Source organism: Lentzea tibetensis (assembly GCF_007845675.1).
GTDB lineage: Bacteria > Actinomycetota > Actinomycetes > Mycobacteriales > Pseudonocardiaceae > Lentzea > Lentzea tibetensis.
Map to the genome: position 1 here is coordinate 288,566 of NZ_VOBR01000007.1, position 26,093 is coordinate 314,658.

24 protein-coding genes are annotated in these 26,093 nt (G+C 70.2%); 13 read left to right on the forward strand and 11 right to left on the reverse strand.

Going from position 1 to position 26,093, the window contains the following annotated elements; all coding sequences use genetic code 11:
* The first annotated feature begins 6 nt into the window (after window positions 1–6).
* Genes rapZ through whiA form a run of 3 tightly spaced genes read left to right on the forward strand, consistent with a single transcriptional unit; the run spans window position 7 to window position 2,809 of the window.
* Window positions 7–864 carry an RNase adapter RapZ gene (rapZ, locus tag FKR81_RS13775; protein WP_186762969.1) on the forward strand — a complete coding sequence of 286 codons (858 nt, stop codon included), beginning with the start codon at window positions 7–9 and terminating at the stop codon, window positions 862–864.
* A gap of 2 nt (window positions 865–866) precedes the next feature.
* Window positions 867–1,832: a gluconeogenesis factor YvcK family protein gene (locus FKR81_RS13780; RefSeq protein ID WP_146351980.1), complete on the forward strand. Its 966-nt coding sequence runs from the start codon at window positions 867–869 to the stop codon at window positions 1,830–1,832.
* Window positions 1,823–2,809 (forward strand): DNA-binding protein WhiA, encoded by a 987-nt coding sequence (gene whiA, locus FKR81_RS13785; protein WP_146351798.1) that lies wholly within the window; start codon window positions 1,823–1,825, stop codon window positions 2,807–2,809. The genes FKR81_RS13780 and whiA overlap by 10 nt, the downstream gene beginning before the upstream one ends.
* Before the next feature lie 104 nt (window positions 2,810–2,913).
* On the opposite strand, the gene FKR81_RS13790 is transcribed toward whiA, so the two are convergent.
* Window positions 2,914–5,313: an ATP-binding protein gene (locus FKR81_RS13790; RefSeq protein ID WP_146351800.1), complete on the reverse strand. Its 2,400-nt coding sequence runs from the start codon at window positions 5,311–5,313 to the stop codon at window positions 2,914–2,916.
* A gap of 121 nt (window positions 5,314–5,434) precedes the next feature.
* Here FKR81_RS13790 and FKR81_RS13795 point away from each other — a divergent pair, with 121 nt between their 5' ends.
* The 7 genes from FKR81_RS13795 (at window position 5,435) to FKR81_RS13825 (ending at window position 10,491) form a co-directional block, all read left to right on the forward strand.
* Window positions 5,435–5,644 carry a hypothetical protein gene (locus FKR81_RS13795; RefSeq protein WP_146351802.1) on the forward strand — a complete coding sequence of 70 codons (210 nt, stop codon included), beginning with the start codon at window positions 5,435–5,437 and terminating at the stop codon, window positions 5,642–5,644.
* A gap of 138 nt (window positions 5,645–5,782) precedes the next feature.
* Complete coding sequence (gene gap / locus FKR81_RS13800; protein WP_146351804.1) at window positions 5,783–6,787, forward strand: type I glyceraldehyde-3-phosphate dehydrogenase; 1,005 nt, start codon at window positions 5,783–5,785, stop codon at window positions 6,785–6,787.
* An 11-nt stretch (window positions 6,788–6,798) separates the two neighbouring features.
* On the forward strand, window positions 6,799–7,995 hold the full coding sequence (locus FKR81_RS13805; RefSeq protein ID WP_146351806.1) for a phosphoglycerate kinase: 1,197 nt from the start codon (window positions 6,799–6,801) through the stop codon (window positions 7,993–7,995).
* Window positions 7,995–8,783 carry a triose-phosphate isomerase gene (gene tpiA, locus FKR81_RS13810; RefSeq protein ID WP_146351808.1) on the forward strand — a complete coding sequence of 263 codons (789 nt, stop codon included), beginning with the start codon at window positions 7,995–7,997 and terminating at the stop codon, window positions 8,781–8,783. The genes FKR81_RS13805 and tpiA overlap by 1 nt, the downstream gene beginning before the upstream one ends.
* An 89-nt stretch (window positions 8,784–8,872) precedes the next feature.
* The gene (gene secG, locus FKR81_RS13815; RefSeq protein WP_146351810.1) at window positions 8,873–9,115 is read left to right on the forward strand and encodes a preprotein translocase subunit SecG; all 243 of its coding nucleotides are present in this window, start codon (window positions 8,873–8,875) and stop codon (window positions 9,113–9,115) included.
* Window positions 9,116–9,181: 66 nt separating this feature from the next.
* Entirely contained in the window at window positions 9,182–9,526 is a 345-nt protein-coding gene (locus FKR81_RS13820; protein ID WP_146351812.1) for an RNA polymerase-binding protein RbpA, read from the forward strand.
* A gap of 104 nt (window positions 9,527–9,630) precedes the next feature.
* Window positions 9,631–10,491 carry a MarR family winged helix-turn-helix transcriptional regulator gene (locus FKR81_RS13825; protein WP_146351814.1) on the forward strand — a complete coding sequence of 287 codons (861 nt, stop codon included), beginning with the start codon at window positions 9,631–9,633 and terminating at the stop codon, window positions 10,489–10,491.
* Window positions 10,492–10,624: 133 nt separating this feature from the next.
* Here FKR81_RS13825 and FKR81_RS44975 read toward each other — a convergent pair whose 3' ends face one another.
* Window positions 10,625–11,530 (reverse strand): hypothetical protein, encoded by a 906-nt coding sequence (locus tag FKR81_RS44975; protein WP_235921524.1) that lies wholly within the window; start codon window positions 11,528–11,530, stop codon window positions 10,625–10,627.
* Between the two features lie 196 nt (window positions 11,531–11,726).
* Here FKR81_RS44975 and FKR81_RS13835 point away from each other — a divergent pair, with 196 nt between their 5' ends.
* Together FKR81_RS13835 and FKR81_RS13840 are read left to right on the forward strand one after the other, a co-directional pair.
* Window positions 11,727–12,332, forward strand: coding sequence for a hypothetical protein (locus FKR81_RS13835; RefSeq protein WP_235921525.1), 606 nt, complete (start codon window positions 11,727–11,729; stop codon window positions 12,330–12,332).
* Window positions 12,329–13,960: a serine/threonine-protein kinase gene (locus FKR81_RS13840; protein WP_235921526.1), complete on the forward strand. Its 1,632-nt coding sequence runs from the start codon at window positions 12,329–12,331 to the stop codon at window positions 13,958–13,960. Before FKR81_RS13835 ends, FKR81_RS13840 begins: the two co-directional genes overlap by 4 nt.
* A gap of 44 nt (window positions 13,961–14,004) precedes the next feature.
* On the opposite strand, the gene FKR81_RS13845 is transcribed toward FKR81_RS13840, so the two are convergent.
* The 4 genes from FKR81_RS13845 to FKR81_RS13860 form a co-directional block, all read right to left on the reverse strand.
* Complete coding sequence (locus FKR81_RS13845; protein ID WP_235921527.1) at window positions 14,005–15,180, reverse strand: sensor histidine kinase; 1,176 nt, start codon at window positions 15,178–15,180, stop codon at window positions 14,005–14,007.
* A 164-nt stretch (window positions 15,181–15,344) separates the two neighbouring features.
* Window positions 15,345–15,992 (reverse strand): hypothetical protein, encoded by a 648-nt coding sequence (locus FKR81_RS13850; RefSeq protein WP_146351817.1) that lies wholly within the window; start codon window positions 15,990–15,992, stop codon window positions 15,345–15,347.
* A 73-nt stretch (window positions 15,993–16,065) separates the two neighbouring features.
* On the reverse strand, window positions 16,066–16,707 hold the full coding sequence (locus FKR81_RS13855; protein WP_146351819.1) for a DUF4360 domain-containing protein: 642 nt from the start codon (window positions 16,705–16,707) through the stop codon (window positions 16,066–16,068).
* Window positions 16,708–16,760: 53 nt separating this feature from the next.
* Complete coding sequence (locus tag FKR81_RS13860; RefSeq protein WP_146351821.1) at window positions 16,761–17,384, reverse strand: DUF4360 domain-containing protein; 624 nt, start codon at window positions 17,382–17,384, stop codon at window positions 16,761–16,763.
* 213 nt (window positions 17,385–17,597) lie between these two features.
* On the opposite strand from FKR81_RS13860, the gene FKR81_RS13865 reads away from it, so the two are divergent.
* Window positions 17,598–17,981 (forward strand): response regulator, encoded by a 384-nt coding sequence (locus FKR81_RS13865; protein ID WP_186762962.1) that lies wholly within the window; start codon window positions 17,598–17,600, stop codon window positions 17,979–17,981.
* Here the strand turns inward: FKR81_RS13865 and FKR81_RS13870 are convergent, their stop codons facing one another.
* The 5 genes from FKR81_RS13870 to FKR81_RS13890 all read right to left on the reverse strand — a co-directional run bounded on the left by FKR81_RS13870 (window position 17,982) and on the right by FKR81_RS13890 (window position 26,087).
* Complete coding sequence (locus FKR81_RS13870) at window positions 17,982–20,990, reverse strand: substrate-binding domain-containing protein (RefSeq protein WP_146351825.1); 3,009 nt, start codon at window positions 20,988–20,990, stop codon at window positions 17,982–17,984.
* A gap of 84 nt (window positions 20,991–21,074) precedes the next feature.
* Window positions 21,075–21,851, reverse strand: coding sequence for a 6-phosphogluconolactonase (gene pgl, locus FKR81_RS13875; RefSeq protein ID WP_146351826.1), 777 nt, complete (start codon window positions 21,849–21,851; stop codon window positions 21,075–21,077).
* Window positions 21,848–22,924 carry a glucose-6-phosphate dehydrogenase assembly protein OpcA gene (gene opcA, locus FKR81_RS13880; RefSeq protein ID WP_146351829.1) on the reverse strand — a complete coding sequence of 359 codons (1,077 nt, stop codon included), beginning with the start codon at window positions 22,922–22,924 and terminating at the stop codon, window positions 21,848–21,850. The genes pgl and opcA overlap by 4 nt, the downstream gene beginning before the upstream one ends.
* On the reverse strand, window positions 22,921–24,474 hold the full coding sequence (gene zwf / locus FKR81_RS13885) for a glucose-6-phosphate dehydrogenase (protein ID WP_146351831.1): 1,554 nt from the start codon (window positions 24,472–24,474) through the stop codon (window positions 22,921–22,923). The genes opcA and zwf overlap by 4 nt, the downstream gene beginning before the upstream one ends.
* The gene (locus FKR81_RS13890; RefSeq protein ID WP_146351833.1) at window positions 24,471–26,087 is read right to left on the reverse strand and encodes a glucose-6-phosphate isomerase; all 1,617 of its coding nucleotides are present in this window, start codon (window positions 26,085–26,087) and stop codon (window positions 24,471–24,473) included. Before FKR81_RS13890 ends, zwf begins: the two co-directional genes overlap by 4 nt.
* Window positions 26,088–26,093 lie beyond the last annotated feature (6 nt).

The window sequence follows — 26,093 nt, forward strand, 5'->3', positions numbered from 1 at the left end:
TCCGGCATCGAAGTCGCGGTGGTGACCGGGCTGTCCGGCGCGGGCCGCAGCACGGCCGCGAAGTGCCTGGAGGACCTGGGCTGGTTCGTGGTGGACAACCTGCCGCCCGAGCTGATCGCGACCATGGTGGAGCTGGGCGCGCAGGCGCGCGGCGCCATCACCAGGGTCGCGGTCGTCATGGACGTGCGCAGCCGTGCGTTCACCGAGGACCTGGCGTCGATCATCAAGGACCTGGACGCCCGCGGCTACAAGCCGAAGGTGCTGTTCCTGGAGGCGACGGACGACGTGCTGATCCGCCGGTTCGAGGCGGTCCGGCGCGGTCACCCGATGCAGGGCGACGGCAGGCTCGCGGACGGCATCGAGGCCGAGCGCATCCTGCTCACGCCGCTGCGCGAGGAAGCCGACCTGGTGCTCGACACCTCGGCGCTCTCGATCCACCAGCTGCGCGCCAAGATCGAGGACACGTTCGGCAGCGAGTCGGCGCAGCGCACCCGCGTGACGGTGCTGTCGTTCGGCTACAAGTACGGCCTGCCGATGGACGCGGACCTCGTCATGGACGTCCGGTTCCTGCCGAACCCGTTCTGGATCCCCGAGCTGCGCGAGTTCACCGGACTCGACGGCGAGGTGCGCAACTACGTGCTGTCGCAGGAAGGCGCCGAGGAGTTCCTCGACCGCTACCACGAGCTGCTGCGCCTGATCGGCGCCGGCTACCGGCGCGAGGGCAAGCGGTACCTGACGCTCGCCATCGGCTGCACCGGCGGCAAGCACCGCAGTGTGGCGTTGTCCGAGGAGCTGGCCTCGCGGCTCGCGTCCGAGGACGGCATGGCGGTCAAGGTCGTCCACCGGGACCTGGGGCGCGAGTGACGTTGTCGGCAGTCGCACTGGGAGGTGGCCACGGCCTGCACGCCACGTTGTCGGCGTTGCGACAGCTGACCGAGGACGTCACGGCCGTGGTCACCGTCGCGGACGACGGCGGCTCGTCCGGCCGCCTGCGCCGCGAGCTCGGCCTGCTCCCGCCGGGCGACCTGCGCAAGGCCATGGCCGCTCTGGCGGGGGAGGACCGCGACAGCCAGCTGTGGACGGACCTGTTCCGGCACCGGTTCGGCGGCACGGGCGCGCTCGCCGGCCACGCCGTCGGCAACCTCGTGCTCGCGGGCCTGTTAGAGCAGCTCGGCGACCCGGTCGCCGTGCTGGACGTGGCGTGCCGCCTGCTGGGCGTGCGCGGCCGCGTGCTGCCGATGTGCAACTCGCCGCTGAACATCGAGGCGGACGTCAAGGGCCTCGACGAGGACGCGGAGGTGGTGCGCCGGATCAGGGGTCAGGTCGCGATCGCGACGACACCGGGACTGGTGCAACGCATCCGCTTGAGTGCCCCGATAGGGCGACCTGTCGGCTGCCCGCAGGCGGTCGAGGCTGTACTCGGCGCCGATCTCGTGCTACTCGGCCCCGGATCGTGGTTCACCAGCGTTTTGCCGCATCTGCTGGTGCCGGAACTGCACGACGCGTTGCTCCGAACGGCCGCGAAAAAGGTTCTCGTGCTCAATCTCGTCCCCCAACCGGGGGAAACCGAGGGTTTCTCCCCGGAGTGCCATCTGGACGTACTCTGCGAGCACGCACCCGGTCTCCGGGTGGACGCGGTGATCGCCGACGTCGACTCGGTGCCGACGCCGGACCGGCTGACGCGCGCCGCGGCGGTACTGGGGGCGCGGACGCACCTGGCCAGGATCGCCGCACCCGACGCAGCGGAACGACACGATCCAGGTGCACTGGCAGGCTGTCTTCTCCAGGTGCTGGGGAAGACCGGAGTGGGAGGAACGGGCACGTGGCGATGACCTCGGCGGTCAAGGACGAGCTGAGCAGGCTGGCCGTCTCGAAGACCTGTTGCCGCCGCGCTGAGGTGTCCTCACTGCTGCGCTTCGCGGGTGGCCTGCACATCGTGTCCGGCCGCGTGGTCGTGGAGGCCGAGCTCGACCTCGGCTCCGCGGCGCGCCGCCTGCTCAAGGAGATCCAGGCGCTGTACGGCCACCACGCCGAGGTGTTCACGATCTCGTCCAACGGCCTGCGCAAGGGCACCCGCTACGTCGTGCGCGTGGTGAAGGACGGCGAGGGCCTCGCCCGCCAGACGGGCCTGCTCGACCCGCGCGGCCGCCCGGTCCGCGGCTTGCCCGCGCCGGTGGTGTCCGGCGGCGTCTGCGACGCCGAGGCGGCGTGGCGCGGCGCGTTCCTGGCCCACGGTTCGCTGACCGAGCCCGGCCGCTCCTCTTCTATGGAAGTCACCTGCCCTGGCCCCGAGGCCGCACTGGCTCTCGTGGGTGCGGCGCGCCGGATGGGCATCGGCTCCAAGCAGCGCGAGGTCCGAGGCGCCGAGCGCGTCGTCATAAGGGATGGCGACGCCATCGGCGCGATGCTCACGAAGCTCGGCGCACACGACAGCGTGCTCGCGTGGGAGGAGCGCCGCATGCGGCGCGAGGTCCGCGCCACCGCCAACCGCCTGGCCAACTTCGACGACGCCAACCTGCGCCGCTCGGCCCGCGCCGCGGTCGCCGCCGCCGCACGGGTGGCTCGCGCGCTGGAGATCCTCGGCCCCGAGGCACCCGACCACCTCGCCGCCGCCGGGGCGCTGCGGCTGGCACACCGGCAGGCCTCGCTCGAGGAGCTCGGCCAGTTGTCCGACCCGCAGATGACCAAGGACGCGGTCGCCGGTCGTATAAGGCGTCTCCTGGCGATGGCGGACAAGCGGGCCAAGGACCTCGGGCTGCCGGACACCGAGTCCGCCGTGACCGCGGACATGCTGGAGGCCGAGGTCTGAGCGGGCTGCCGCAACCTGAGCGTTGACAGTCGTGAGTGATTGGGAGGCCTAGGGCACTCCTGATCACTCACGACCTTTGACCAGCTGCGATCGGGCATTCCGGCCTACTGGGTGTTGCGCCCCGCCCACACCGCGAGCTGCGCCCGAGACCGCAACCCGAGCTTGCTCCGCACGTGGGTGACGTGCCGAGCCACTGTGTGCGGCGAGATCCCGAGCCGCTGCCCGATCTGCCGATAGGTCAGCCCCTCGGCCACCAGCCCGGCGATGTGCCGCTCCCGCTCGGTGATCCGCTTGTCGGACGAGCCGCCGTTCTCGGGGAGCGCGGGCCGGTCGGTCAACGCGTAGTCGACGGCTTGCCGCATGGACATCCGCCGCCCGCTCGACTCGGCGGCCCGCGCCCGGCCCGCGGGTGTGCGGGCGAGCACGGCGTCCATGCCGACGGACAGCTGGTCCTGCCAGTAGGGCTCGGCCCGGTAGTCGAACTTGGTCCGCACGGCGGTCGCGGTGGCCAGCAGGCTCAAGGCGCACACGTCGTCGGCGCCGGTCCCGATCAGAGCCAGCGCCAGACCCTCCAGGTCGTAGAACTGGTCGGTCGGGTGCTCCAGGCTCGAGGTCAGGCTCTCGCGGAACATCTCGGCCGCGGTGTCGAAGTCGGAGCGGGCCAGTGCGATGGCGCCCGCGGTGTGCAGCATCGGGTTCAGCATGTGCTGCCAGCCGTGCTCCCTGATCAGGTCGACGGCCTCGGTCACCAGGGGTGTGGCGGCGTCGGCGTCGCCGTGCTGGAGCTTCGTCCACGACAGGGAGTTGAGGATGATGCCGACCGCGATCGGGTCGCCCACGTCCCGTGCCAGGCGCAGTGCTTCGGCGAACCGGGCGTAGCCGCCGTCGAGGTCGCCGAAGTAGCAGTCGGCCGAGGCGAGCACCTCCAGTGCGCGGGCGGTGGTGTCCGGGCAGCCCAGGGCCGTCTCGAGCTCGTAGGACAGGGTCGCGAAGCGGCGGCAGAGCTCCCAGTTGCCGCGGGCCCGGTGGTGGCCCGCGGCGACGTGCGCCAGCAGGCTGCGGTGCACCGGCGGCAGCTCCGGCCTCGCCAGTGCGGCGTTCAGCAGCGGGAGCGGGACGCCACGTGGTTTCTGGGGGTTCGCGGTCCACGCCGTCGCCGCGACGGCCAGTGCGTGCCGCGGCCAGTCGCCGACCTCGGCGGTGCGGGCGATCGCGATGTCGAGCACGCCCATGTGCCGGTCCAGGCGCCGCACGGGCTCCGGGCCCGGATCGAAGCGCGTCGCCTCGGGTTCGACCACGGACGCCACCCACTCGACGACGCGGTCGTGGACCACCGGCACGTCACCGTGCTGTTCGGCCAGTTCGCGGCCGAACAGGCGGATCGACTCCAGCTGGCGGAACATCGTCGCGCCGCGGGCGGCGCGGTCCGACACCAGCAGCGACTTGTTCTCCAAGCCCGCCAGCAGGTTCAGCGCGTCGTCGACACCGCAGGCCGCGGACGCGAGGTCCAGGTCGAACGGCCAGCCGAGCACGGCGAGCCTGCGCATGGCGGTCTGCTCGTCGGCGTCGAGCAGGTCGTAGCTCCACTCGATCGCCGCGCGCAGGGTGCGGTGGCGGGTGTCGGTGGTGCGCGGCGCGTCGGTCAGCAGAGCCAGGCGGTCGCCGACGCGCGCGAGGATGTCGGCGGGCGTGAGCAGCGCTATCCGCCGCGCGGCCAGCTCTATCGCCAGCGGCATGCCGTCGAGGCTGCGGCACAGCGCGACCACGTCGCCGACGGTGTCCTCGGTCAGCTCGAACGTGTGGTCAACGGCGTTCGCCCGCTCCAGGAACAGGCGCACCGCGTCGAACCGCGGCGCCATCGTCGCGTCCACCGGCGCGCCCGCGGCGGGCAGCTCCAGCTCGCCGAGTGCGAACACCTGCTCGCCTGCGACGCGCAGCGCCTCTCGCGAGGTCACCAGCACGCGCAGCCGGGGGCAGTTGGCCAGCAGTGACGCGACCAGCGTCGCCACGTCCTCCAGCAGGTGCTCGCAGTTGTCGAGCAGCAGCAGCATCTTCTGGTTGCCGACGGACGCCGCGATGCCCTCGGCCACCGGCCGCGTCGACGGCGGGCGGACGCCCAGCGCGGACGCCACCACGTGCCCGACCCGGCCCGGATCGCTCGTCGTCGCCAGGCCGACCCACCACACGCCGTCGGGGTAGTCCTTGCGGTGCCGCTCGCCGAACTGCACGGCGAGCCGGGTCTTGCCCGCACCCGCCGGCCCGACGAGGCTGATGAGGCGGTGTTCGTTGCTGAGCCTGGTGAGCGCGGTCAGCTCGGCGCGCCGCCCGACGAAGCTGTCGAGCGACGTCGGCAGATCGCCGTGCGCGTTCGAGTGTTCGTCAGTGCGCGTCGCCGAGCGTTCGCGGTAGGCGCGCTGACGACACGCGTTCGAGCAGTAGCGCCTGCCCCCAGCCGCGTCGGTCAGCGGGTTGCCGCACGTCTCACAGGCGGCGATTGCCGTCATGCGGCCGACCGTACCGGTCGTAACGGGTCGTAACACCCGCTGATTCGGGGTATTGCCGCCTCAAATCGGGCGCGGACATGATCTCGGTGCTGCCAGCCGCCACCCGGACGGAGGTACGGCGATGACTGTGCAGGTGAGATCGGCAGGAGGCGTGGTCCCGCGAGAGGACCGCGAGGTCGTCGACGAGTGGATCGCGCGGATCGTCGGCGTGGTGGGACCGGGAGCGGAGACGGGTGATCCCGTCGAGGCTTGCCGGACGGCCGCGGAAGCGGCCGAGGAGCTCAGCGCGTACCTGTGGATCCTGATCCGCAGACACCAGCGAACGGCCTGATGCGCTAGTCCGATCGGTCGATGCCGGTGGGCCCTGAACTTGCTCGATAAAGAGATTCCGGTGGCCTATGTGACCAGGGACTCCGTTCGGAAGATAGGGTGGCTTTGTTCCTGCCATCGAGCTTCAAGGAGTCCTGCCGTGACGGTTCGCGTAGGTGTCAACGGCTTCGGCCGCATCGGACGCAACTTCTGGCGCGCCGTTCGGGCCGGCGGGCACGACATCGAGATCGTCGCGTTCAACGACCTCGGTGACGTCGCCACCATGGCCCACCTGCTGAAGTACGACAGCATTCTCGGTCGTCTGGACGCGGAGGTGTCGGTCACCGACGAGGGGATCTCCGTCGACGGCAAGGTCATCAAGGCGCTGGCCGAGCGCGACCCCGGCAAGCTGCCGTGGAAGGACCTGGGCGTCGACGTCGTCGTCGAGTCCACCGGCTTCTTCACCGACGCGTCGGCCGCGCGCAAGCACGTCGACGAGGGTGGCGCGAAGAAGGTCATCATCTCGGCGCCCGCCAAGGGTGAGGACCTCACGGTCGTCCTCGGCGCGAACGAGGGCCAGTACGACGGCTCGCAGACCGTCATCTCGAACGCGTCCTGCACCACGAACTGCCTCGCGCCGCTGGCGAAGGTCCTGCACGACAACTTCACCATCGAGCGCGGCCTGATGACCACGATCCACGCGTACACGCAGGACCAGAACCTGCAGGACGCGCCGCACAAGGACCTGCGCCGCTCGCGTGCCGCCGCGCTGAACATCGTCCCGACCAGCACGGGCGCCGCCAAGGCCATCGGCCTGGTGCTGCCGGAGCTCAAGGGCAAGCTCGACGGTTACGCGCTGCGCGTCCCGGTGCCGACCGGCTCCGCGACCGACCTGACCGTCACCCTGGGCCGCGAGGTCACGGTCGACGAGGTCAACGCCGCGTACAAGGCCGCTGCCGAGGGCCCGCTGGCCGGCATCCTGCGCTACAACACGGACGAGATCGTGTCGTCCGACATCGTCACCGACCCGTACTCCTGCATCTACGACGCGCCGCTGACCAAGGTCATCGGCAACCAGGTGAAGGTCGTCGGCTGGTACGACAACGAGTGGGGCTACTCCAACCGCCTGGCCGACCTGGTCAAGCTCGTCGCCTCCAAGCTCTGAGGAAGTAGACGTTGAAGACTCTCCGCGAACTGATCGCCGAGGGTGTCGCGGGTCGGCGCGTGCTCGTGCGCGCCGACCTCAACGTCCCCCTCGACGGTGACCGGATCACCGACGACGGCCGCGTCCGAGCGTCGGTCCCGACCATCAAGGCGCTGTCCGACGCGGGCGCCCGCGTCGTCGTGGCAGCGCACCTCGGCCGCCCCAAGGGCGAGCCGGACCCCGCCTTCTCGCTGGCGCCCGTCGCCGCGCGGCTCGGTGAGCTGCTCGGTGCCGAGGTCGCACTCGCGCAGGACGTCGTCGGCGAATCCGCCAAGGCGGTCGTCGGCGCGCTGTCCGACGGCGGCGTCGCGCTGCTGGAGAACATCCGCTTCGACGCGCGGGAGACCGCCAAGGTCGACGCCGAGCGCGAGGCGCTGGCCCACGACCTGGCCGCGCTGGCCGACGTCTTCGTGTCCGACGGCTTCGGCGTCGTGCACCGCAAGCAGGCCTCCGTCTACGACGTGGCGAAGAAGCTCCCCGCGTACGTCGGTGGCCTCGTCGAGGCCGAGCTGGCCGTGCTGCGCAAGCTCACCGACGACCTGGCGCGCCCGTACGTCGTGGTGCTCGGCGGCGCGAAGGTGTCCGACAAGCTCGGCGTCATCGCGAACCTGCTGACCAAGGTCGACCGGCTGCTCATCGGCGGCGGCATGGCGTACACCTTCCTCAAGGCCCAGGGCCACGAGGTCGGCGGCTCGCTGCTGCAGGAAGACCAGCTCGACCAGGTCAAGGGCTTCCTCACCGAGGCGGAGAAGCGCGGCGTGGAGCTCGTGCTGCCCGTCGACGTGCTCGCGGCCACCGGTTTCGCCGCGGACGCCGAGCACGACGTCGTCGCGACCGACGCGATCCCGGCCGACCGGATGGGCCTCGACATCGGCCCCGCCTCGCGCGAGCTGTTCGCGTCGAAGCTCGCCGACGCCGCGACCGTGTTCTGGAACGGCCCGATGGGCGTGTTCGAGTTCGAGGCGTTCTCCGGCGGCACCCGTGCCGTCGCCGAGGCGCTGGTGAAGAGCGAGGCGTTCACCGTCGTCGGCGGTGGCGACTCGGCCGCGGCCGTGCGCGCGCTCGGTCTGCCCGAGGACGGCTTCTCGCACATCTCCACCGGAGGTGGCGCTTCACTGGAGTTCCTGGAAGGCAAGGAACTCCCCGGCATCAAGGTGTTGGAGTCCTGATGGCACCGCGTCAGCCGCTGATCGCGGGCAACTGGAAGATGAACTGCAACCACCTCGAGGCGATCGCACTCGTGCAGAAGATCGCCTTCTCCCTGCCGGAGAAGTACTTCGCCAAGGTCGAGGTCGCCGTGCTGCCGCCGTTCGTCGACATCCGGAGCGTGCAGACGCTCGTGGACGGCGACAAGCTGCTGCTCAAGTACGGCGCGCAGGACATCTCGCCGCACGACAAGGGCGCCTACACCGGTGAGGTGTCGGGCCCGATGCTCGCCAAGCTCGGCTGCCACTACGTGGTCGTCGGGCACTCCGAGCGCCGCGAGTACCACGGCGAGGACGACAAGCTCGTCAACGCCAAGCTGAAGGCCGCGCTGAAGTACGAGATCACGCCTATCTTCTGCTTCGGCGAGAAGCTGGACGTGCGCGAGGCGGGTGGGCACCTGGAGCTGGTCAAGCAGCAGCTCACCGACGGCCTCGCCGGCTTCACCGCCGAGCAGGTCGCCAAGATCGTCTTCGCGTACGAGCCGGTGTGGGCCATCGGCACCGGCCGCACGGCCAGCTCGTCGGACGCACAGGAGGTCTGCGCCGCCGTTCGCGCACTGGTCGCCGAGAAGTACGGCGAGGACACCGCGTCGACCGTCCGCGTGCTCTACGGCGGTTCGGTGAAGTCCAGCAACATCGGTGAGCTCATCGCCCAGAAGGACATCGACGGCGCCCTGGTCGGCGGCGCGAGCCTCGAGGCGGACGAATTCACCAAGCTGTGCGCGCTGGCCGCCGGTGGCCCACTACCCTAGCTAATTGTTCCCACCTACAACTCTGGTTGCACACGTTCGGCAGTCGAACAGGTACTCTGTGGCGTCGACTGCCTGACAGCGAGGAAGAAATGATCCTGTTCCTGCAGATCCTGTTGATCGTTGCCAGCCTGCTGCTGGTGCTGCTCGTGCTGCTGCACCGCGGTCGCGGCGGCGGCCTGTCCTCGCTGTTCGGCGGCGGTATGCAGTCGAGTCTGTCCGGTTCCAGTGTCGTGGAGAAGAACCTCGACCGCCTGACGCTGTTCGTCGGCGCGGTCTGGGTCATCGCCATCATTGGCATCGGACTGCTGGTCAAGCTGCCCGGCGCGGTCTGATCAGAGGTCAACAGGCAGAAGCCCTACGGGGCTTGGGGTAACCACTTGGTGGGGGTGTAACGGTCGATGGCTGGTGGTAACGCGATTCGCGGTACCCGCGTCGGCGCAGGCCCGATGGGTGAGTCGGAACGCGGCGAGTCCGCGCCCCGGCGTCGCGTGTCGTACTGGTGCGCGAACGGTCACGAGTCGCGTCCGTCCTTCGCGGTCGACGCGGACGTGCCGGAGAACTGGGACTGCCCGCGCTGCGGGCTGCCCGCCGGACGGGACGAGCAGACCCCGCCCGCTCCTCCGCGCAACGAGCCGTACAAGACGCACCTGGCCTACGTGAAGGAGCGACGCTCCGACGCGGACGGCGAGGCGATCCTCGAAGAGGCTCTCGCGAAGCTGCGCAGGCAGCGGGAAGAGCCGTAGAGGCCACTGCGCTGATACAGCGGTGACATGAGGAAGGCCCCGGTGCCCACAGCACCGGGGCCTTCCTCTTTCTCAGCCACTAGTTCTCTGACTAAGGTCAGAGGATGGACGTCACCCTGGTCGAAGGGGTAAGGCGGTTCAACCGGACCGTCACCCAGCGGATCGGCGCGCTCGACGACGCCTTCCTGTCCCGCGACCGGCCGCTCGGGCAGGCCCGGCTGCTGTGGGAGATCGGCGCCGACGGCTGCGAGGTGCGGGAGCTCCGTTCACGACTCGAGCTGGACTCCGGCTACCTGAGCAGGATGCTGCGCGGCCTCGAAACCGCCGGACTCGTCGTGGTGGACACCGGCGGAGCGGACGCGCGGGTGCGCACCGCCCGGCTCACCGCTGCCGGCCTGGCCGAACGGGCCGAGCTCGACCGACGCGCCGACGCGCTGGCCGCCTCGATCCTCCAACCGCTCAACGCCGGACAACGCGACCGTCTCGTCGCGGCGATGGCCGAGGTCGAGCGCCTGCTCGTCGCGTCCATGGTCGACGTCGCGGTCGTCGACGAGCGGCATCCCGACGCTGCTCACTGCATCGAGTCGTACTTCGCCGAGCTGACGCAGCGGTTCGGGTTCGACCCGGCGCGAACGATCCCAGCCGACCTGACGGCCTACCTCGTGGCGACGCTGCACGGCGAACCGGTCGGTGGCGCCGGGCTGAAGCTCGTCGATGCCGGGGTGGGGGAGGTGAAGCGCATGTGGGTGTCGGCGAGCGTGCGCGGGCTGGGGCTGGGCAGGCGGTTGCTCGCCGAGGTCGAGGCCGCTGCTCGTGGACGCGGTGTGCGCGTGGTGCGGCTGGAGACCAACCGGACGCTGGTCGAGGCGATCGCGCTCTACCTGGCGGCCGGTTACCGCGAGGTGGGCGCGTTCAACGACGAGCCCTACGCCCACCACTGGTTCGAGAAGGTCCTAGAGGCATAAAGCGAGCGCGGCGAAACCGGCGCGAACCAAAAGAAGGAGCGCCCGCCGCACTGGCGACCCCCGCACTGCCAACCGAGCCCCTCCCCACCCACACCGCGAAGAAGCCCGCAACACCATTCGCCGCGCCCAGGATCTAGGCCGTCGCGCGCAGGCCCACGAACTGACGACGCAGCATGGTCGCCCCGATCAGCAGGAAGAACACGAGCACGACGAGCGTGCTGGTCGTCCCGCCGGACGAGCTGGACAGCGTGACGTCGACGTTCCCGAGCAGCGTGATCCCGCACTCGGCGCGCACCACGTGCCTGCCGGGATCGATGGTCGTGAACCGCACGGGCGCGGTGAACTCGCCCTTGTCGTCGGCGACGGCCTTGCCGACGTTCTCGCCCTTCGACTTGAGCGTCACGGGAGCGCCCGCGGGGCAGCCGGTGCCGGTCGCGGTGAGCGGGTCACCCGGCTGGATGTTGTCCTTGTCCAGCACGAGCACGCCGTCGCCCGAGTCGAACGAGTCCGTTCCGGACGTGCTGCTGCCCGGTGTGGAGGACGACGAGCTGGAGTCGGTGGTCGTGGTGGTGCCCGGAGTGGTCGTGGTGGTCTGACCCGGCCGGGTGGTCGTGGTGGTGACGACCGGCGGCTTGGTGGTCGTCGTGGTGGTCACCGGGGGAGGCGTGGTCGTGGTGGTGGGCGGGACGACCACGGTGAACCGGGTACCCGCCTTGCTGCCGGGACACGGCGACGCCACGACGGCGATGGGGAACGTGCCCGCGGGGGAGTTGGCCGGTACCTTCACGCTCTGCTGGCCGGAGCCGCGCACCGTGTTGCCGGAGCCGATCGGCGTCTGACCGTTCCACAGGATCGACACCGTCGTCGTCTTGCAGTCGGGGTCGAAGAAGAACCCCGACCAGGCGACCGTGAAGGTGCTGCCGGGCGCGCCGGAGGCGGGCTTCACCGTCGCGCTCGGTGGTTGTTGCGCGATCGCGGGTGTGACGGCGAGCACGGTAACGCCGGCCACCGCCGCCACGAGTACAGCTAAAGACCGCATACCCTCTCCCCGGTTCCGAACGTAAGGTGCGCTAGTGAGACGTCGCGTGGCTGGTGCAGGTTGGCTGCTGTCGTGCGGAATTATGCTGCTCGCTCCTGCTGCCTCCGCGCAGGGTGGCACTGTCGGCCTCGAAGCCACAGTGGACGGTAGGCCGGTTGGAGCAAGCACTCTCGTGCTGGACCCCGCGGAAACGAACTTGAAGGTTTCCGTCACCGTCCGCAACGACACGGACACGGTGCAGCGCGTGAAGATCGTCCGGCTGTCCGGCACCGCGCTCGCGATGACGTTCTTCGCTTACGACACAACGGTTCCGTTCGACGTGCCCGCGAAGCAGACGGTCACCCGCGGCTTCCCGCTCGACCTCTCCGACCTCGGGTCGCAGGCCATCGGGCTGCTGCCGACGAAGGTCGAGGTCCTCACGCCGGAACGGGACGTGCTCGCCGAGGTCGAGGTGACCGGCGACGTGCGCGGATCGTTGTGGTCCGTGTACGGCGTGTTCGGGCTGGCGGTGCTGGTGCTGACGATCCTGTCGTGGTTGGGTGCGCTCATCGCGCTCGCGCGCAGGCGACTGCCCGCGAACCGGTGGCAGCGGGCGATGCGGTTCCTGCCCGCGGGCATCGGGACCGGGCTCGTGGCGGTGTTCTCGTTGTCGGTGCTGCGGTTCGTGCCGCCGTCGCCGACCGCCGAGATCCCGTTCATCGTCGGGGCCGCGGGCGCCGCGCTGCTGCTCGGCTACCTGACACCGCATCCGGGCGACGCATCGTCCGATGTGGATACGACCACGACCGTGAGGCTCACGTGACCGTTTCCCCGACCGTCGTCGCCGCGCTGCCGCAGTACGACATCGGCGGGCAGATCGGCGAAGGCGGGATGGGCGTCGTCTACGGCGGCGTGCACCGCCCGCTCGGGCGTCCGGTGGCGATCAAGCGGCTGCCCGGCGCGCTGGCGGAGGACCAGCGGATGAGTTCCCGGTTCGAGCACGAGGCGCGGCTGCTCGCGCGGCTCGACCACCCGCACATCGTGCCGGTCTACGACTACGTGCGGGACCGCGGCGAGCACCTGCTCGTCATGGAACGACTCGACGGCGGCACGGTGTGGTCGCGCTTCGCGTCCGAAGGTCTCACCGCGCAGCAGTCGTGCGGCATCGTCCTGGCCGCGCTGTCCGGGCTGCACGCCGCGCACGAACAGGGCGTGCTGCACCTCGACGTCAAGCCCAAGAACCTGCTCTTCACCTCCGGCGGCGTGGTGAAGGTGGCGGACTTCGGCATCGCCCAGGTCGTCAGCGAGGGCGCCACGCTCGTGACGCACGCGGGCGCCGTGCTCGGCACCCCCGCGTACATCGCGCCCGAGCAGGCGCTCGGCAACGCGCTCACGCCCGGTGCGGACGTCTACGCGAGCGGCACCGTCCTCTACGAACTGCTGACCGGCGACCTGCCGTTCGAACGCGGCGGCGGGCCGCTCGCGATGATCCAGCGGCGCGTGTACCAGGAGCCGCGGCCGATCACCGGCGTGCCGTCAGCGCTCGCCGAGGTCGTGATGCGCAGCCTCGTGCGCGACCCGTCCGGGCGGTACCGCAACGCCGAGACGTTCGCGATGGACCTCGCTGGTGCCGCGGCACTGGTGTTCGGGCCGGACTGGTTGATGAAGCTCGCGATGCCGGTGCACCTGACGCCTCAGGTCGCCGCGTCCAGCACGCACCCCGCGATGCGGCCGTCGCAGCCGCGCGACACGATGTCGATCACGCACGCGCGCGTGCGGGCCACGATGATCGATCCGGCGCTGAACCCGACGCCGCCCGTGGCGCACCTGTCCGACACGCTGATGCCCGCCGCCTCGGTGATCAAGCCCGGCGGGTCGTCGGTGTGGTTCACGCTGGCGGCGGTGCTCGCGGCGATCGTCCTGGTGGTGCTGCCCTTCGTGGTGTCCGGGCGGACGTTGCCGCTCTTGCCGCACGACCTCGCCACGCCGGTGACCAACGCCGGGGCCCAGCTGAAGGTCACCGTCGCCGGGGTGACGTTCGCCGACGTCACGCGCACCGAACCGGTGGGGTTCGTGCTGCCCGGCGCGGCGCGATGGATCATCGGCGGCGCGGCCACCGCGACCATCGACGGCACCGACTACCTGCTGCTGCCCGACCAGACACCGCTGCTGAGCATCATGGGCGCCGGGTCGATCGTGCTCCTGCTGTTCACCATCGCCTACCTGGAGTCGAACCTGCGGGCGCTGCGTCGGCGGCAGGCCGGAGCGGGCGTGGTGGTGCTGTGCGGCCCGCTCGGGTTCGGTTTCGGGCTCGCGGTGTGGCTCGTCGTCAGCGTGTTCCTGCGGCACGAGCCGACCTCGGGGCTCGCGCTCGTGTGCGGTGTGCTGGGCGCGGTGACCGGCGTGTGCGCCGCGGTGGCGACCCGCCGGTCCGGACTCCGCGCCTTCTGATCCCGGCGGAAAGGCGCACTCGGGTGCGAGTGCGCCTGTCGCCGTCAGTCGGACAGCTGGCGGGGCATCATCGGGAACGTCACGCGCACCGCGAAACCGCCGTCGTCCGTCGGGCCCGCCTTGAAGTCGCCGTTCAGCAGCTTGGCGCGTTCCGCGAGACCGACGAGGCCGTGACCACCGCTCGGCAGGGCCGCCTGGCACTGCTCGGTGTGGTCGTTGCGGACCTCGACGTGGACCTCGGACTCCGCGGTGACGACCAGGACCGTGGCGTGGGCGCCGGGCGCGTGCTTGCGGACGTTCGTCAGCGCTTCCTGGACGGTCCGGTAGATCGCGCCGGAGATCGGCGCGGGCAGCCGCAGCGCCGGGCCGGTGACCTCCAGCGAGGCGTCCAGACCCGAGTCGTCCACCAGCTCGTGCAGCTGGTCGATGCCGGGCTGCGGGTTCTCGTCGCCGTTGGTCGTGCGCAGCACCGACACCAGCTGGCGCAGCTCGTCGAGGGTGCGCGTGCTCAGCGTGCGGATGGTGCCCGCCACCTGCTTGTGCTGGGCGTCGGCCACCGCCATGCGCAGCGCGCCCGCCTGCATGGCGATCAGGCTGACCTGGTGGGACACCACGTCGTGCATCTCACGGGCGAGGCGGGCGCGTTCGTCGGCGCGGATCGCGTGCGCGTGCAGCACGCGTTCTCGCTCGCGGCTCGCCGCCAGTTCGGCTATCCGGTCGGACAGCGCCTGGCGAGCGCGGACGAGGAAGGCGATCGCGACCGGCAGGCCGACCACGACCAGCGCCCAGATCGCGTCGTGGACCATGACCTGCCACGGCTGGCCGAGGAAGTAGTCCGGCGGCCACGACATGAAGCGGCCGACCCACACCAGCAGGACGCCGACCAGCAGGCGCCAGCCCACGAAGCTGCGCCACGCGACCGTGCACAGCGCGATCATCGCCGCCAGCTGCGCCCAGCCCGCGATGAAACCGGGGATGGTGAGCAGCAGCGTGAGGAACGGGAAGCGTCTGCGCAGCAGCATCGCGGCCGCCGCGACACCGGACAACCAGTAGGAGTACTGCTGCACCTCGACCGCGAACGGCTGCGACGCGCCCAGCCAGACGTCGAGCGACGCGCCGATCACCGCCGCGGCGTCGACGGCGAGCTCGCGCTGTTTCCTGCTCAGCGGCCAGCGCCTCCCGGCCGGCGCGTCATCGCGTCCGGACGGCAGCTGTCGCACCGAGTTGGTGGTCAGCGCTCGACCTCCCGTGTCAGCCGTTCGGTCCTCACCGTACTGTGCGTATGTCGCGGTTGGCATGACCGCCCCTTTTCCCCGACCCGTCCCCGTTAACTGTCGAGACGAGTGAACGTCGCGTTCGGGACGTGGCAGCGGTCAGAAATGTGCTAGCGCACACGCAGCCCCTCGAGCATCAGGTGCGTGTACGAGTACGTGCCGTCCGGGTCCGGCAGCTCCAGCGCCGCCTTCTCGAGCGCGACCAGCGGGCCGTCGCCGAACAGCCACTGCTCGACGTAGCCGGGGCGCTTCTCGTCGACGGCCAGACCCCGCACGTAGTCGGCCAGCAGCGCGGGAGCGCCCTCCAGCTCCACGAGGAAGCCGCCGACCTCGTCGTGCGTGTCGGCCAGCCGCGCCAGCAGGTGCCCCACGTCGATCCGCACGTGACCGGCCAGCCCCGCCGTCCACAGCGCACGCAGGTAGCGCACGACCGCGGCCTGCTCCCGCGTCGTCCACGCCGGGTACCCGGTGGTGACCAGGCGCAGGTAGTAGTCGCTGTCGAAGTCGTCGATCTCGCCCGTGGAGATCAGCTCGAGGAACCGGGGGAGCAGGTAGCGCACGAAGCCCTCGTCGCCGATCGTCCCGCTCTTCAGCCAGAACACCCCGACCTGCTCCGCGGTCAGCGAGCGCAGCGGCACCGAGGTGAACGGCTCGAGCTTCGCGGGATCGACGCAGTGGTCGCAGCAGGCGACCTCGGCGGGACGCGGGGCCGCGAAGACCTCGTACAGGTCCTCCACGGCAGGGGTGAGAACGTTCACGCTGGTCAGGTTACGTGCCGGGGCCGGCTCGGCGACGCGAATTCGCGCGAGCCGACCCCGGAACACGCCTAGATCACGGCCGGGGCACGCATTCCTTCCACGCGAAGTGGTAGGTGGTGTCGATGCTGCCGTCGGTGGAGTCCATCGACATGAAGCTCGTCGTCGTCTTCGGGTCCGAAGTACCCGCGTTGACCCGGAGCTCCGTGTTGATGTTGAAGTTCCGCTGCTCACCGCAGGGGTGGTACACGATCGCGGCGAGCTCGGTGTTGTCCGTCGCCTGCCAGTCGTCGCTGAACGGGCCCGCGTAGCTGTGGGACACGTAGGCGGTCGGTGACATGCCCTGGAAGTAGTAGTTGGCTCTCTCGACGCCGGTAGCGCCGCTCTCGAGGTGGGCGAAGCCGCGGTAGTCGGCTGATGCGATGCCGTAGGTGAAGCCCTGTGGGACGTTCACTCTCAGGTTGAGCTGGCAGTTCTTCCTGAGGTCGGTCGGCTTGGCACCGACGCCGACCTGGGCCAGGAAGTCGCTGTAGGTGACCGTGAAAGCGGTGTTGTCGGGCGCGATGGCGACAGCGGCGGTTCCAGCCGGGCAGCCCGACCCGTTCACCGTGACGACATCAATGGTGATGTGATCGGGCGGCGGGGTGGCGCCCGGTGCTCCGCCCGGAGGAATGATGATGGATGCGGCCATCAGTGCAGCAGTCACCGTGTTCAGCATTGATACACCTTTCCGAACCAACTCGAAGGTGCGGCGGCGGTGTGCGGCACGAATTAGTCGCAGTTCTTCCAGGAGAAGTGGTAGAAGGTTTCTTCTTCACCACGGGAGGAGTCCATCGTCATGAAACTGGTGGCTCCTTCGCTACCCCGCGTGACGCGCAGCTCGGTGTTGATGTTGAGGTTGCGCTGCTCGCCGCAGGGTGCGTAGACGATTTTCGCGAATTCCGTCTCGTCCGTGTTGTGCCAGTAGTCGCCGTACGGACCCGTGAACCGGTGGTCGCGGATGTCGTTGGCCGGCTGGCCCTGGAAGTAGTAGTTGGCCCGCTGCAGGGCGGTCGCCCTCTCGGGGAGGTAGAGGAAGCCCTTGTAGTCCGCCCGCGAGATGCCGTAGCTGAAGCCCTGCGGAGTGTTGACCCGCACGGCGATCTGGCAGTTCTTGCGGAAGTCGGTGGGAGGTGCCTCGTTGCCCGCCACCACGTAGTAGTCACGGTAGGTGATCTTGAACCACGTGTTGTCCGGCGAGACGTACACCGATGCAGTGCCCTGCTTGCAGCCGGACCCGTTGACGGTCACCACGTCGACGGTGACCCGCTCCGACGGAATCGATGACGCATACGCGGGCGCGGACGACGTTAACAATAGGAGAGCCATGCCGGCAGCAGCCGTCGCTATACGCATGTGTGGCCTTTCTTGGAACCTTTCGGTGCGGTGGCGGCGGCGTTGATGGGCAGGGTATCGTAAAGACTCTTCACTAGTGTAGTCCGAACGGGGTACACAGATCTTTTCACACCAACGGACGAGTCAAAGTTGTGAAAAGTTGTCGCCATGCCGTCGGAATTCGAACAACGGGCCCGTTTCGCGGGCGTTGAGAACCTATTGCATACTTACGGGATGCAACCAACGAGTGGGCTCGTTCTCGTGGTCGAGGACGAGGATCCGGTGCGCAGGTACACCGTCGGACTGCTCGTGGAACTCGGATTCACGGTCCTTCAGGCGACCGACGGTTCGCAGGCGATCGACATCGTCAAGGAACGCCATCACGAGCTGAGCGCGATGCTGCTCGACCACAGCATGCCGGGGATGAGCGGCGAGGACGTGCTGGCCGAGCTGGAGCAGGCCGGGCTGCGGATTCCGGTCGTGCTGACCAGCGGCCACGACGTGGCGGACCTGCGGCGCCGGTTCGCCGGGCACGTGGTGGCCGGGTACCTGCAGAAGCCGTTCCGCATCGAGACCCTGGACGTGACGGTCCGCCAGGCGATAGCCCGGTCGGTCTGATCAGCCGGTCTGATCAAGCAGCAACCGGATCTGGTCGAGCAGCTCGTCCTCGGTGTACGGCTTGGTGAGCAGCACAGCGGTGTCGCCGAGCTTCTCCTCCGTCGTGTACCCGGACATGTAGAGCACGGCCAGGGTCGGCCGAATCCTGCGCAGCTCGGCCACCAGCTCGGGGCCACCCATCTTGGGCATCACGACGTCGGTCACCACCACGTCGATCTCCTCGGGGTGCCGGGTGGCGAGTTTCAGCGCCTCCCGCCCGTTGCGCGCCTCGATGACCACGTACCCGGCCTGCTCGAGCAGCCGCTTGGTCAGCGTCCGCACCTGGGCGTCGTCCTCGACCAGCAGGATCGTCTCCGACCCCCGGCGCGGCGACGCGCGGCGCGCCGGCTGCCCGGAGGGGCCGTCGGACGTCCGCGTGCGCGGCAGGTAGATGGAGATGGTCGTGCCGGAACCGGGTGAGCTCGCCAGGTCGATCTGGCCACCGCTCTGCTGCACGATGCCGAACACCGTCGCCAGGCCGAGGCCGGTGCCCTTCCCGACGGGCTTCGTCGTGAAGTACGGCTCGAACACCTGCGCCTGCACCGACTCGTCCATGCCGGTGCCCGTGTCGACGACGCGCAGCACCACGTAGTCGTCCGGCCGCACGCCCACGATCCGGCCCACGTGGTCCTCACCGAGGTAGACGTCGTCCGTCTCGATGGCGAGCACACCGCCGTCGGGCATCGCGTCCCGCGCGTTCGCCGCGAGGTTGAACAGGATCTGCTCCAGCTGACCGGCGTCGGCCCACACCGGCGACACGGTCTCCGGCAGGGTCAGCGTCAGCTCGACGTCCTCACCGACGAGCGTCGACAGCATCGAGCGCACCTTGGTGATCGTCTTGTTCAGGTCGACCTGGGTCGGGTGCAGCACCTGCTGGCGGGTGAACGCGAGCAGCTGGTGCGTCAGGTTCGTGGCGCGCTCGCCCGCGTGCCGGATGTCCTCGATCTCCGGGCGGCGCGGGTCGTCCGCCGCGGTGCGGCGCAGCAGCGCCTCGCTGTTGCCGCTGATGACGGTGAGGATGTTGTTGAAGTCGTGCGCGATGCCACCGGTGAGGCGGCCGATCGCCTCCATCTTCTGCGCGTGCCGCAGCTGCGTCTCCAGCCGCTCGCGCTCGGTGATCTCCTCCCACAGCGCGGCGGTGCGCTCGCGGACGCGGTCCTCCAGCTCGGAGTGCGCCAGCTCCAGCTTCTGCCGCGCCTCCTGGGCCTCGGCGACCGCCTGCCGTTCGCGTTCGAGCATCCTGATGCCGCGCAACGCGCTCGACAGCTGCTGCTGCACCGCCTCGTAGATCCAGCCCGTCTCCGAGCCGACCTCGAACAACACGAAACCCAGCTGCTCCTCGACGCCGAACAGCGGTGCCGCGAGGATGCTGCACGGCTCCGGCCGGTTCAGCGGGTACGGGGTGAGCTGGTCCGAGCGGAACGGCTCGCTGTCGGTGTCGCGGCGCAGCCTGCTCTGCTCGTAGGACACCATCGGCCGCGCCCACTCGGCGTTCGGCTCGTAGGTCATGACGTGGCAGCCCGGGATGCCGAGCCGGGGGAGCTCCTCCACCAGCGCGTCGGTCAGCTCGGCGACGTCGCGGGACGCGATCAGCCGCTGGCCGGCCTCGCGCACCGTCTGGTCGCGCCGCTCGTGCAGCAGGTACTGGAACGTGCCCGCGCGCTCGAACGCCTCCGCCACCATCAGCTGCACCCGCAGCCACAGGTCGCTCAACGCCAGCGCGTCCGGGATCCGCGCGGAGACGAACCGGTGCATGTCGAACAGCGGCGGCCACCACTGCTCCGGCTCGAACCCGGCCCGCGCGCTCGCCCGCAGGCATTCCGCCAGCAGGCCGAGGAACTCGCCGCCGTTGCCGTCGCGCCCGGCGATGAGGAACGTGCTGACGAGCCGTTCCGCCCAGCCCTCCGGCAGCAACGACGACCGCGTGCCGATCGCGAGCCGCAGGTTCTTCGCCACCGAGTCCGCGGTGAGCCGCTTGGGCATCGCCAGCGCGCCGTGCGCGGGCGCCGAACGCTTGTAGCCGGAAGGGAGACAGCCGCACGACCGGCGCACGACCAGCTCGGTCTTCATCGTCTCGACCTCGGGCGTCGCCTCGCCGCGCACCAGCGCGACGGCGAGCTCCGCCGCGCGCACGCCCATCTCGCGGAAAGGCGCGCGCACCGTGGTGAACGCCGGTGTGCCCGCGTCGATGTTGACCCGCCGCTGCACCGTCGACGTCGGGCCTTCGCGTTCGGGCGTCACGTAGCCGAGGTCGTGCGTGCGGACGTTGGTGTGGTTGTCGTACCCGACGACCGCGACGTCCTCGGGGATGCGCAGCCCCGCGTCCTCGAGCGCGGCGACGATGCCGAGCGCGTAGTCGTCGTTGGCGGCGGCGATCGCGTGCGGCGGCTCGTCGAGCACGTCCAGCATCTTCGCGACCGCGTCCGCCGCGCCCGCCGGGTCCCAGCTCCAGGAGCCGGGCATCGTCACCAGCGCCGGGTCGACCTCGATCCCGTGGCGGGTCAGCGCGTCCACGTAGCCGTAGTACCGCTCCTGCGCGCCCGCGTGGCTCTGCGGCCCGCGCACGAACGCGATCCGCTGGTGGCCGTGCACCTCGATGAGGTGGTTGACCGCGTTCTCCATGCCGCCGCGGTTGTCCATCAGGATCGTCGGCCAGTCCGCGAGCGTCGTCTCGACGCTGACGATCGGCATCGGCTCGAACCGGCGCGCGAACTCGCGCATCGCGGGCTCGCCGACGAGCTGCCCGACCCGCGTGGTCCAGATGATCAGCGCGTCGACCCGGTGCGGCGAGATCAGGTCGTAGACGGCGTTCGCGCGCCGCTTCTGCCGATCGGGATGGCCCAGCTCGTTGCCCACGAAGCAGACGAAGTCGCATCCGTTCGCGGTCGCGCCGTCACTGGCACCGCGCCACTGCTCGCCTGCGAGCTCGATGAGCGGTCCCGCGGTGACCATGCCGATGGTGGGTCGCACTTCTGGGCTGTCTCCCCGCGTGATCGATACCGACGCCAGATGATACGCACCTGGTGTGGCGTGGGTAACACATAGCGCGTGGAATCAGGCTAATGGCGGCTGGAACAGGTCCGGCACCTTCGACGCGGCGGCCTTGTCCAGCAACCACAACGTACGGCGCCCGAGTGCGCCCGCGGCAGGGATCTGCACCTCGCCCGCACCGTTCAGCGCCATCGCGACGGAGACGGCCTTCGCCTCGCCGGTCGTCATCAGCCACACCTCCTGGGCGCGGCGGATCGCGGACAGCGTCAGGCTGATCCGCGTGGGCGGCGGCTTCGGGCAGTTCCGCACCGCGACGACCGAGCGCTCCTGCTCGTGGACGGCGGGGGAGTCCGGGAAGATCGACGCGACGTGCCCTTCCTCGCCGACGCCGAGCATGCACACGTCGAACGTCGGGACGTCGCCGTGGTCCTCCGGACGTGCCGCCCGTGCGAGCACCTCCGCGTACGCCTCGGCCGCCGCCTCCGGGTCGTTGCCGAACTTCCCGTCGGACGGCGCCATCACGTGCACGCGGTCCGGGTCGAGCGGAACGTGGTCCAGCAGCGCGGCCCGCGCCTGGGTCTCGTTGCGCTCCGGGTCGCCGGACGGCAGGAACCGCTCGTCGCCCCAGTAGAGGTCGACGCGGCTCCAGTCGACGGCGTCGCGCGCACCGTTGCGGTTCAGGTTCTCCAGCACCGCGGCACCCGTGCGGCCGCCGGTCAGCACGACCGACGCGTACCCGCGCGCGGCCTGCGCGTCGACCATCCTCGTGACGAGCCGAGCCGCCGCGGCGGCGGCCAGCAGGCCGCCGTCGCGGTGCACCACGACCTCGGGACGGCTCACGAACCGGCCTTCGCCTTGGCCCTGCCCTTGGCCTTCTTGGGCGCGTCCCCGTTCGCCGACTCCGCCTTCGGTGCCTCGGCAGCCGGCTCTTCGGCCTTCGGAGCGGGCTCCTCTGCCTTCTTGGGCGCGGCCGCTGGCTTCGCCGCCGGGGTCCGGCCGCGGACGACCTTGCCGAGCGACTTCAGCGCGACCTCGTACACCTCGTCCGGGTCGAGCCTGCGCAGCTCCTCGGCCAGGCAGTCGCGGACCTCGCGGCGCTGCAACGCGATCCGCCGCGAGGGCTGACCGGGCTGCTCGAGCGTGCCGACCTTGCCGTCCGGCCGGTTCAGCTCCACCGCGCCGGACTTGCGGTCCAGCTTCACGTGCACGATGCCCTCGCCGCTGGTCGCCTTGAAGCGCTTCGCGGGCACCTTCAGGTACGCGGCGAGCCATGCGGCCAGCAGCTCGGAGGACGGGGAGTCCGCCTCGCCGCTCACCTCGGCGTCGATGATCTTGTCGTACGGCGGCAGGTCCAGCGACGACGCGAGCATCGCGCGCCACAGCGTGAGCCGCGTCCACGCGAGATCCGTGTCGCCGGGCGCGTAGTGCGCCCGCCGCGCCTCCAGCGCCTTGATCGGGTTCTTCTCGGCGGCGGAGTCGGTGATGCGCCGCTGCGCGAGCTGGCCGATCGGGTCCTTCGACGGTGCGGCCGGTGCGTCGAACGGCCACCACGCCACGACCGGGGTGTCCGGCAGCAGCAGCGGCATCACGCACGACGCGCCCTCGTTGGCGAGCTCGCCGTACAGCCGCAGCACGATGACCTCGGACGCACCCGCGTCACCGCCGACGCGGATCTGCGCGTCCAGCCGGGGCGCGGCCTTGCGGGCACCGCGGGCGACGACGATCACGCGGCACGGGTGCTCGCGCGAAGCGTCGTTCGCCGCGTCGATCGCGGCGTCGGTGCGCTGACCGTCCTCGGTGACGATCACCAGCGTGAGCACGCGGCCGAGCGTCGTCGCGCCGCCCTCGTCGCGCAGGCGGACCAGTTTCGAGTTGATCTGCGACGTGGTGGTCGATGGCAGATCGATGATCACGGACGCCTCCAGTGCCTTCCGGTCCGCGCGGTCATCGCGTCGGCCGACGGCGGTCCCCACGTTCCGGCCTTGTACTTCTCGAGCTGGGGAAGATCCTTCTTCGCCCAGAAGTCGAGGATCGGGTCGAGGATCTCCCACGAGAGCTCGACCTCGTCGTTCTTCGGGAACAGCGACGGCTCGCCGAGCAGCACGTCGAGCAGCAGCCGCTCGTAGGCCTCCGGCGACGACTCGGTGAACGAGTGGCCGTAGCCGAAGTCCATCGTGACGTCGCGGACCTCCATCGTGTTGCCCGGCACCTTGGAGCCGAACCGGATGGTCACGCCCTCGTCCGGCTGCACCCGCACGACGAGCGCGTTCTGGCCGAGCTCCTCGGTCGCCGTGTCGTCGAACGGCAGGTGCGGCGCGCGCTTGAACACGACCGCGACCTCGGTGACGCGGCGGCCGAGGCGCTTGCCGGTGCGCAGGTAGAACGGGACACCGGCCCAGCGCCTCGTGTTGATCTCACACGTGATCGCGCCGAACGTCTCGGTCCTGGAGTCCGGCGCGAAGCCGCCCTCCTCGTGCAGGCCGGGCACCTTCTGCCCGCCCTGCCAGCCACCGGTGTACTGGCCGCGCGCGGTCGTCTCCTCGAACGGCTCGGACGGCCGCGTCGCGGAGAGGATCTTCACCTTCTCCGCGCGCAGGTCGGTGGGGCGGAAGGAGACGGGCTCCTCCATCGCGATCAGCGCCAGCAGCTGGAGCAGGTGGTTCTGGATCACGTCGCGGGTCGCGCCGATGCCGTCGTAGTATCCCGCGCGACCGCCGAGGCCGATGTCCTCGGCCATGGTGATCTGCACGTGGTCGACGTAGTTCGCGTTCCAGATGGGTTCGTACAGCTGGTTCGCGAAGCGCAGCGCCAGGATGTTCTGGACGGTCTCCTTGCCGAGGTAGTGGTCGATGCGGAACACCGACTCCTCGGGGAAGACGTCGTTCACGGTCCGGTTGAGCTGCTTCGCGCTCTGCAGGTCGTGGCCGAACGGCTTCTCGATGACCACCCGGCGCCACTGCTCCGGGTTCTCCTTCGGCGCCTTGGCGAGCCCCGCGCGCTTGAGCTGGTTGATCACCTGCGGGAACGCGCCCGGCGGGATCGACAGGTAGAACGCGTGGTTGCCGCCCGTGCCGCGTTCCTCGTCGAGCTTCGCGAGCGTCGCCGCGAGGTTGTCGAACGACGTGTCGTCGTCGAACGTGCCCTGCACGAACCGGATGCCCTCGGCGAGCTGCTGCCACACCGTCTCGCGGAACGGGGTGCGCGCGTGCTCCCGCACCGCGTCGTGCACGACCTGCATGAAGTCCTGGTCCGCCCAGTCGCGGCGGGCGAAGCCGACGAGACCGAAGCCCGGCGGCAGCAGACCCCGGTTCGCGAGGTCGTAGATCGCGGGCATCAGCTTCTTGCGCGAGAGGTCACCGGTGACACCGAAGATGACCAGTGCGCTGGGACCGGCGATGCGCGGCAGGCGCTTGTCCCGTGGGTCGCGCAGCGGGTTGCGCCACGCCTTCGATGGTGCGCTCAAGAGCCGTCCTCCTGGACTGCTTCGACGAGTTGTGCGAGGCCGGCGACCCGGTCCGTCAGGTGCAGGCGCAGCACCGGACGGTCGTGGCCGGCCAGGACCTGGCCGTCACCCAGCGCCTGCGCGAGCTGCAGCGTCGCCAGGTCGTAGGGACGGTCCGGCACCTCCAGCGCGACCTCGGACGCGCCGGTGATCTGCAGGAAGACACCGTTCTGGTGACCGCCCTTGTGGTACTGGCCGGTCGAGTGCAGGAAGCGCGGGCCCCAGCCGAACGTGGTCTGCAGGTGCGTGCGCTTGGCGAGCTCCGGGCGCAGCAGTGCGAACGACGCGTCGTCGATCCGGTCCAGGTAGGTCTGGACGGACAGGTAGCCGTGCTGTGACGTGGCACTGACGAGCGCCTGGATCGCCTCGGCGACCGTGCTCACGCCGTTCGGCAGCCAGCCGTCGCTCGGGTACACCTCGACCGGACCGTCCACAAAGGCCGGTGCGGAAGCGCTTGCGGCCGGTGCGTCGAGCAGTGCGCGGGCCGCCTTCTTGGCCGCCTCGACGTCCGGCTGGTCGAACGGGTCGATGCCGAGCACCTTGCCGACGAGCGCGGTCGCGTACTCCCACAACAGGAACTGCGCGCCGAGCTTGCCTTCGACGGCGAGCGCCGACGAGCCGGTGGCCGGGCCGATGGCGACGGTCGTGGCGTCACCGCGGGCGTCGACGAAACCGGGCGCGCCCGGTCCCTCGACGACGACGGGCAGCAGGCCGGTGCCGTTCTTACCGGTCGACTCGGCGATCAGCTGCTCGGCCCAGTCGCCGAAGCCCTTGATGCCGGAACCCGAGTCGGCGAAGACGATCTTCTCCGCGCCGTTCGCGTGTGCCGCGCCGAACACGCCGGCGAGCACGAGGGCCGGGTTGTCGGGGGAGTCCTGCGACAGGATCTCCGCCGCCGCGGCCGCGTCGTCGAGCAGCTCGGCGACGTCGGCGCCCGCGAGGTACGACGGCACGAGCCCGAACGCGGTGAGCGCCGAGTAGCGGCCGCCGACGTGCGGGTCGGCGAGGAACACCTTGCGGTAGCCGAGCTCCTTGGCCAGCGCCTCGAACGGCGAGCCGGGGTCGGTCACCACGACGATGCGCGATGCGGCGTCGATGCCCGCCTCGGTGAAGGCCTTCTCGAAGATGCGCCGATGGCTGTCGGTCTCGACCGTGCCACCGGACTTGGACGACACGACCAGGACGGTGCGCTGGAGGTCGCCCTCCAGCGCGTCCGCGACCTGGGCCGGGTCGGTGGTGTCGAGCACCACGAGGGGCACACCCGCGGTCTGGGTGATCACCTCGGGCGCCAGGGACGAACCGCCCATACCGGCCAGCACGACCCGGTCGACACCTTCTGCGTGCAGTTCTTCCCGCAGCTGCGCGATCTCCGCGAGCAGCGGACGGGACGTCTCGTGCAGCTTCGTCCAGGCGAGGCGGATGCTCGCCTCGGACTCGGCCTCCGGGCCCCACAGGGTCGGGTCCTGCGCGGTCAGCTTGCTCGCCACCGAATCCGAGACCAGGTCAGCGACGATCGTGCTGACCTGGTCGGAGTTGGGCGAACGGACGATCTCCACGGAGATCACGTCGCTCATGGGGAA

Bases quoted from the DNA above. Each gene is read 5' to 3' on its own strand.
- FKR81_RS13790 (WP_146351800.1), bottom strand. From the start codon at position 5,313: ATGACGGCAATCGCCGCCTGTGAGACGTGCGGCAACCCGCTGACCGAC.
- FKR81_RS13795 (WP_146351802.1), top strand. From the start codon at position 5,435: ATGACTGTGCAGGTGAGATCGGCAGGAGGCGTGGTCCCGCGAGAGGAC.
- tpiA (WP_146351808.1), top strand. From the start codon at position 7,995: ATGGCACCGCGTCAGCCGCTGATCGCGGGCAACTGGAAGATGAACTGC.
- secG (WP_146351810.1), top strand. From the start codon at position 8,873: ATGATCCTGTTCCTGCAGATCCTGTTGATCGTTGCCAGCCTGCTGCTG.
- FKR81_RS13820 (WP_146351812.1), top strand. From the start codon at position 9,182: ATGGCTGGTGGTAACGCGATTCGCGGTACCCGCGTCGGCGCAGGCCCG.
- FKR81_RS13825 (WP_146351814.1), top strand. From the start codon at position 9,631: ATGGACGTCACCCTGGTCGAAGGGGTAAGGCGGTTCAACCGGACCGTC.
- FKR81_RS44975 (WP_235921524.1), bottom strand. From the start codon at position 11,530: ATGCGGTCTTTAGCTGTACTCGTGGCGGCGGTGGCCGGCGTTACCGTG.
- FKR81_RS13855 (WP_146351819.1), bottom strand. From the start codon at position 16,707: ATGCTGAACACGGTGACTGCTGCACTGATGGCCGCATCCATCATCATT.
- FKR81_RS13860 (WP_146351821.1), bottom strand. From the start codon at position 17,384: ATGCGTATAGCGACGGCTGCTGCCGGCATGGCTCTCCTATTGTTAACG.
- FKR81_RS13865 (WP_186762962.1), top strand. From the start codon at position 17,598: ATGCAACCAACGAGTGGGCTCGTTCTCGTGGTCGAGGACGAGGATCCG.
- FKR81_RS13890 (WP_146351833.1), bottom strand. From the start codon at position 26,087: ATGAGCGACGTGATCTCCGTGGAGATCGTCCGTTCGCCCAACTCCGAC.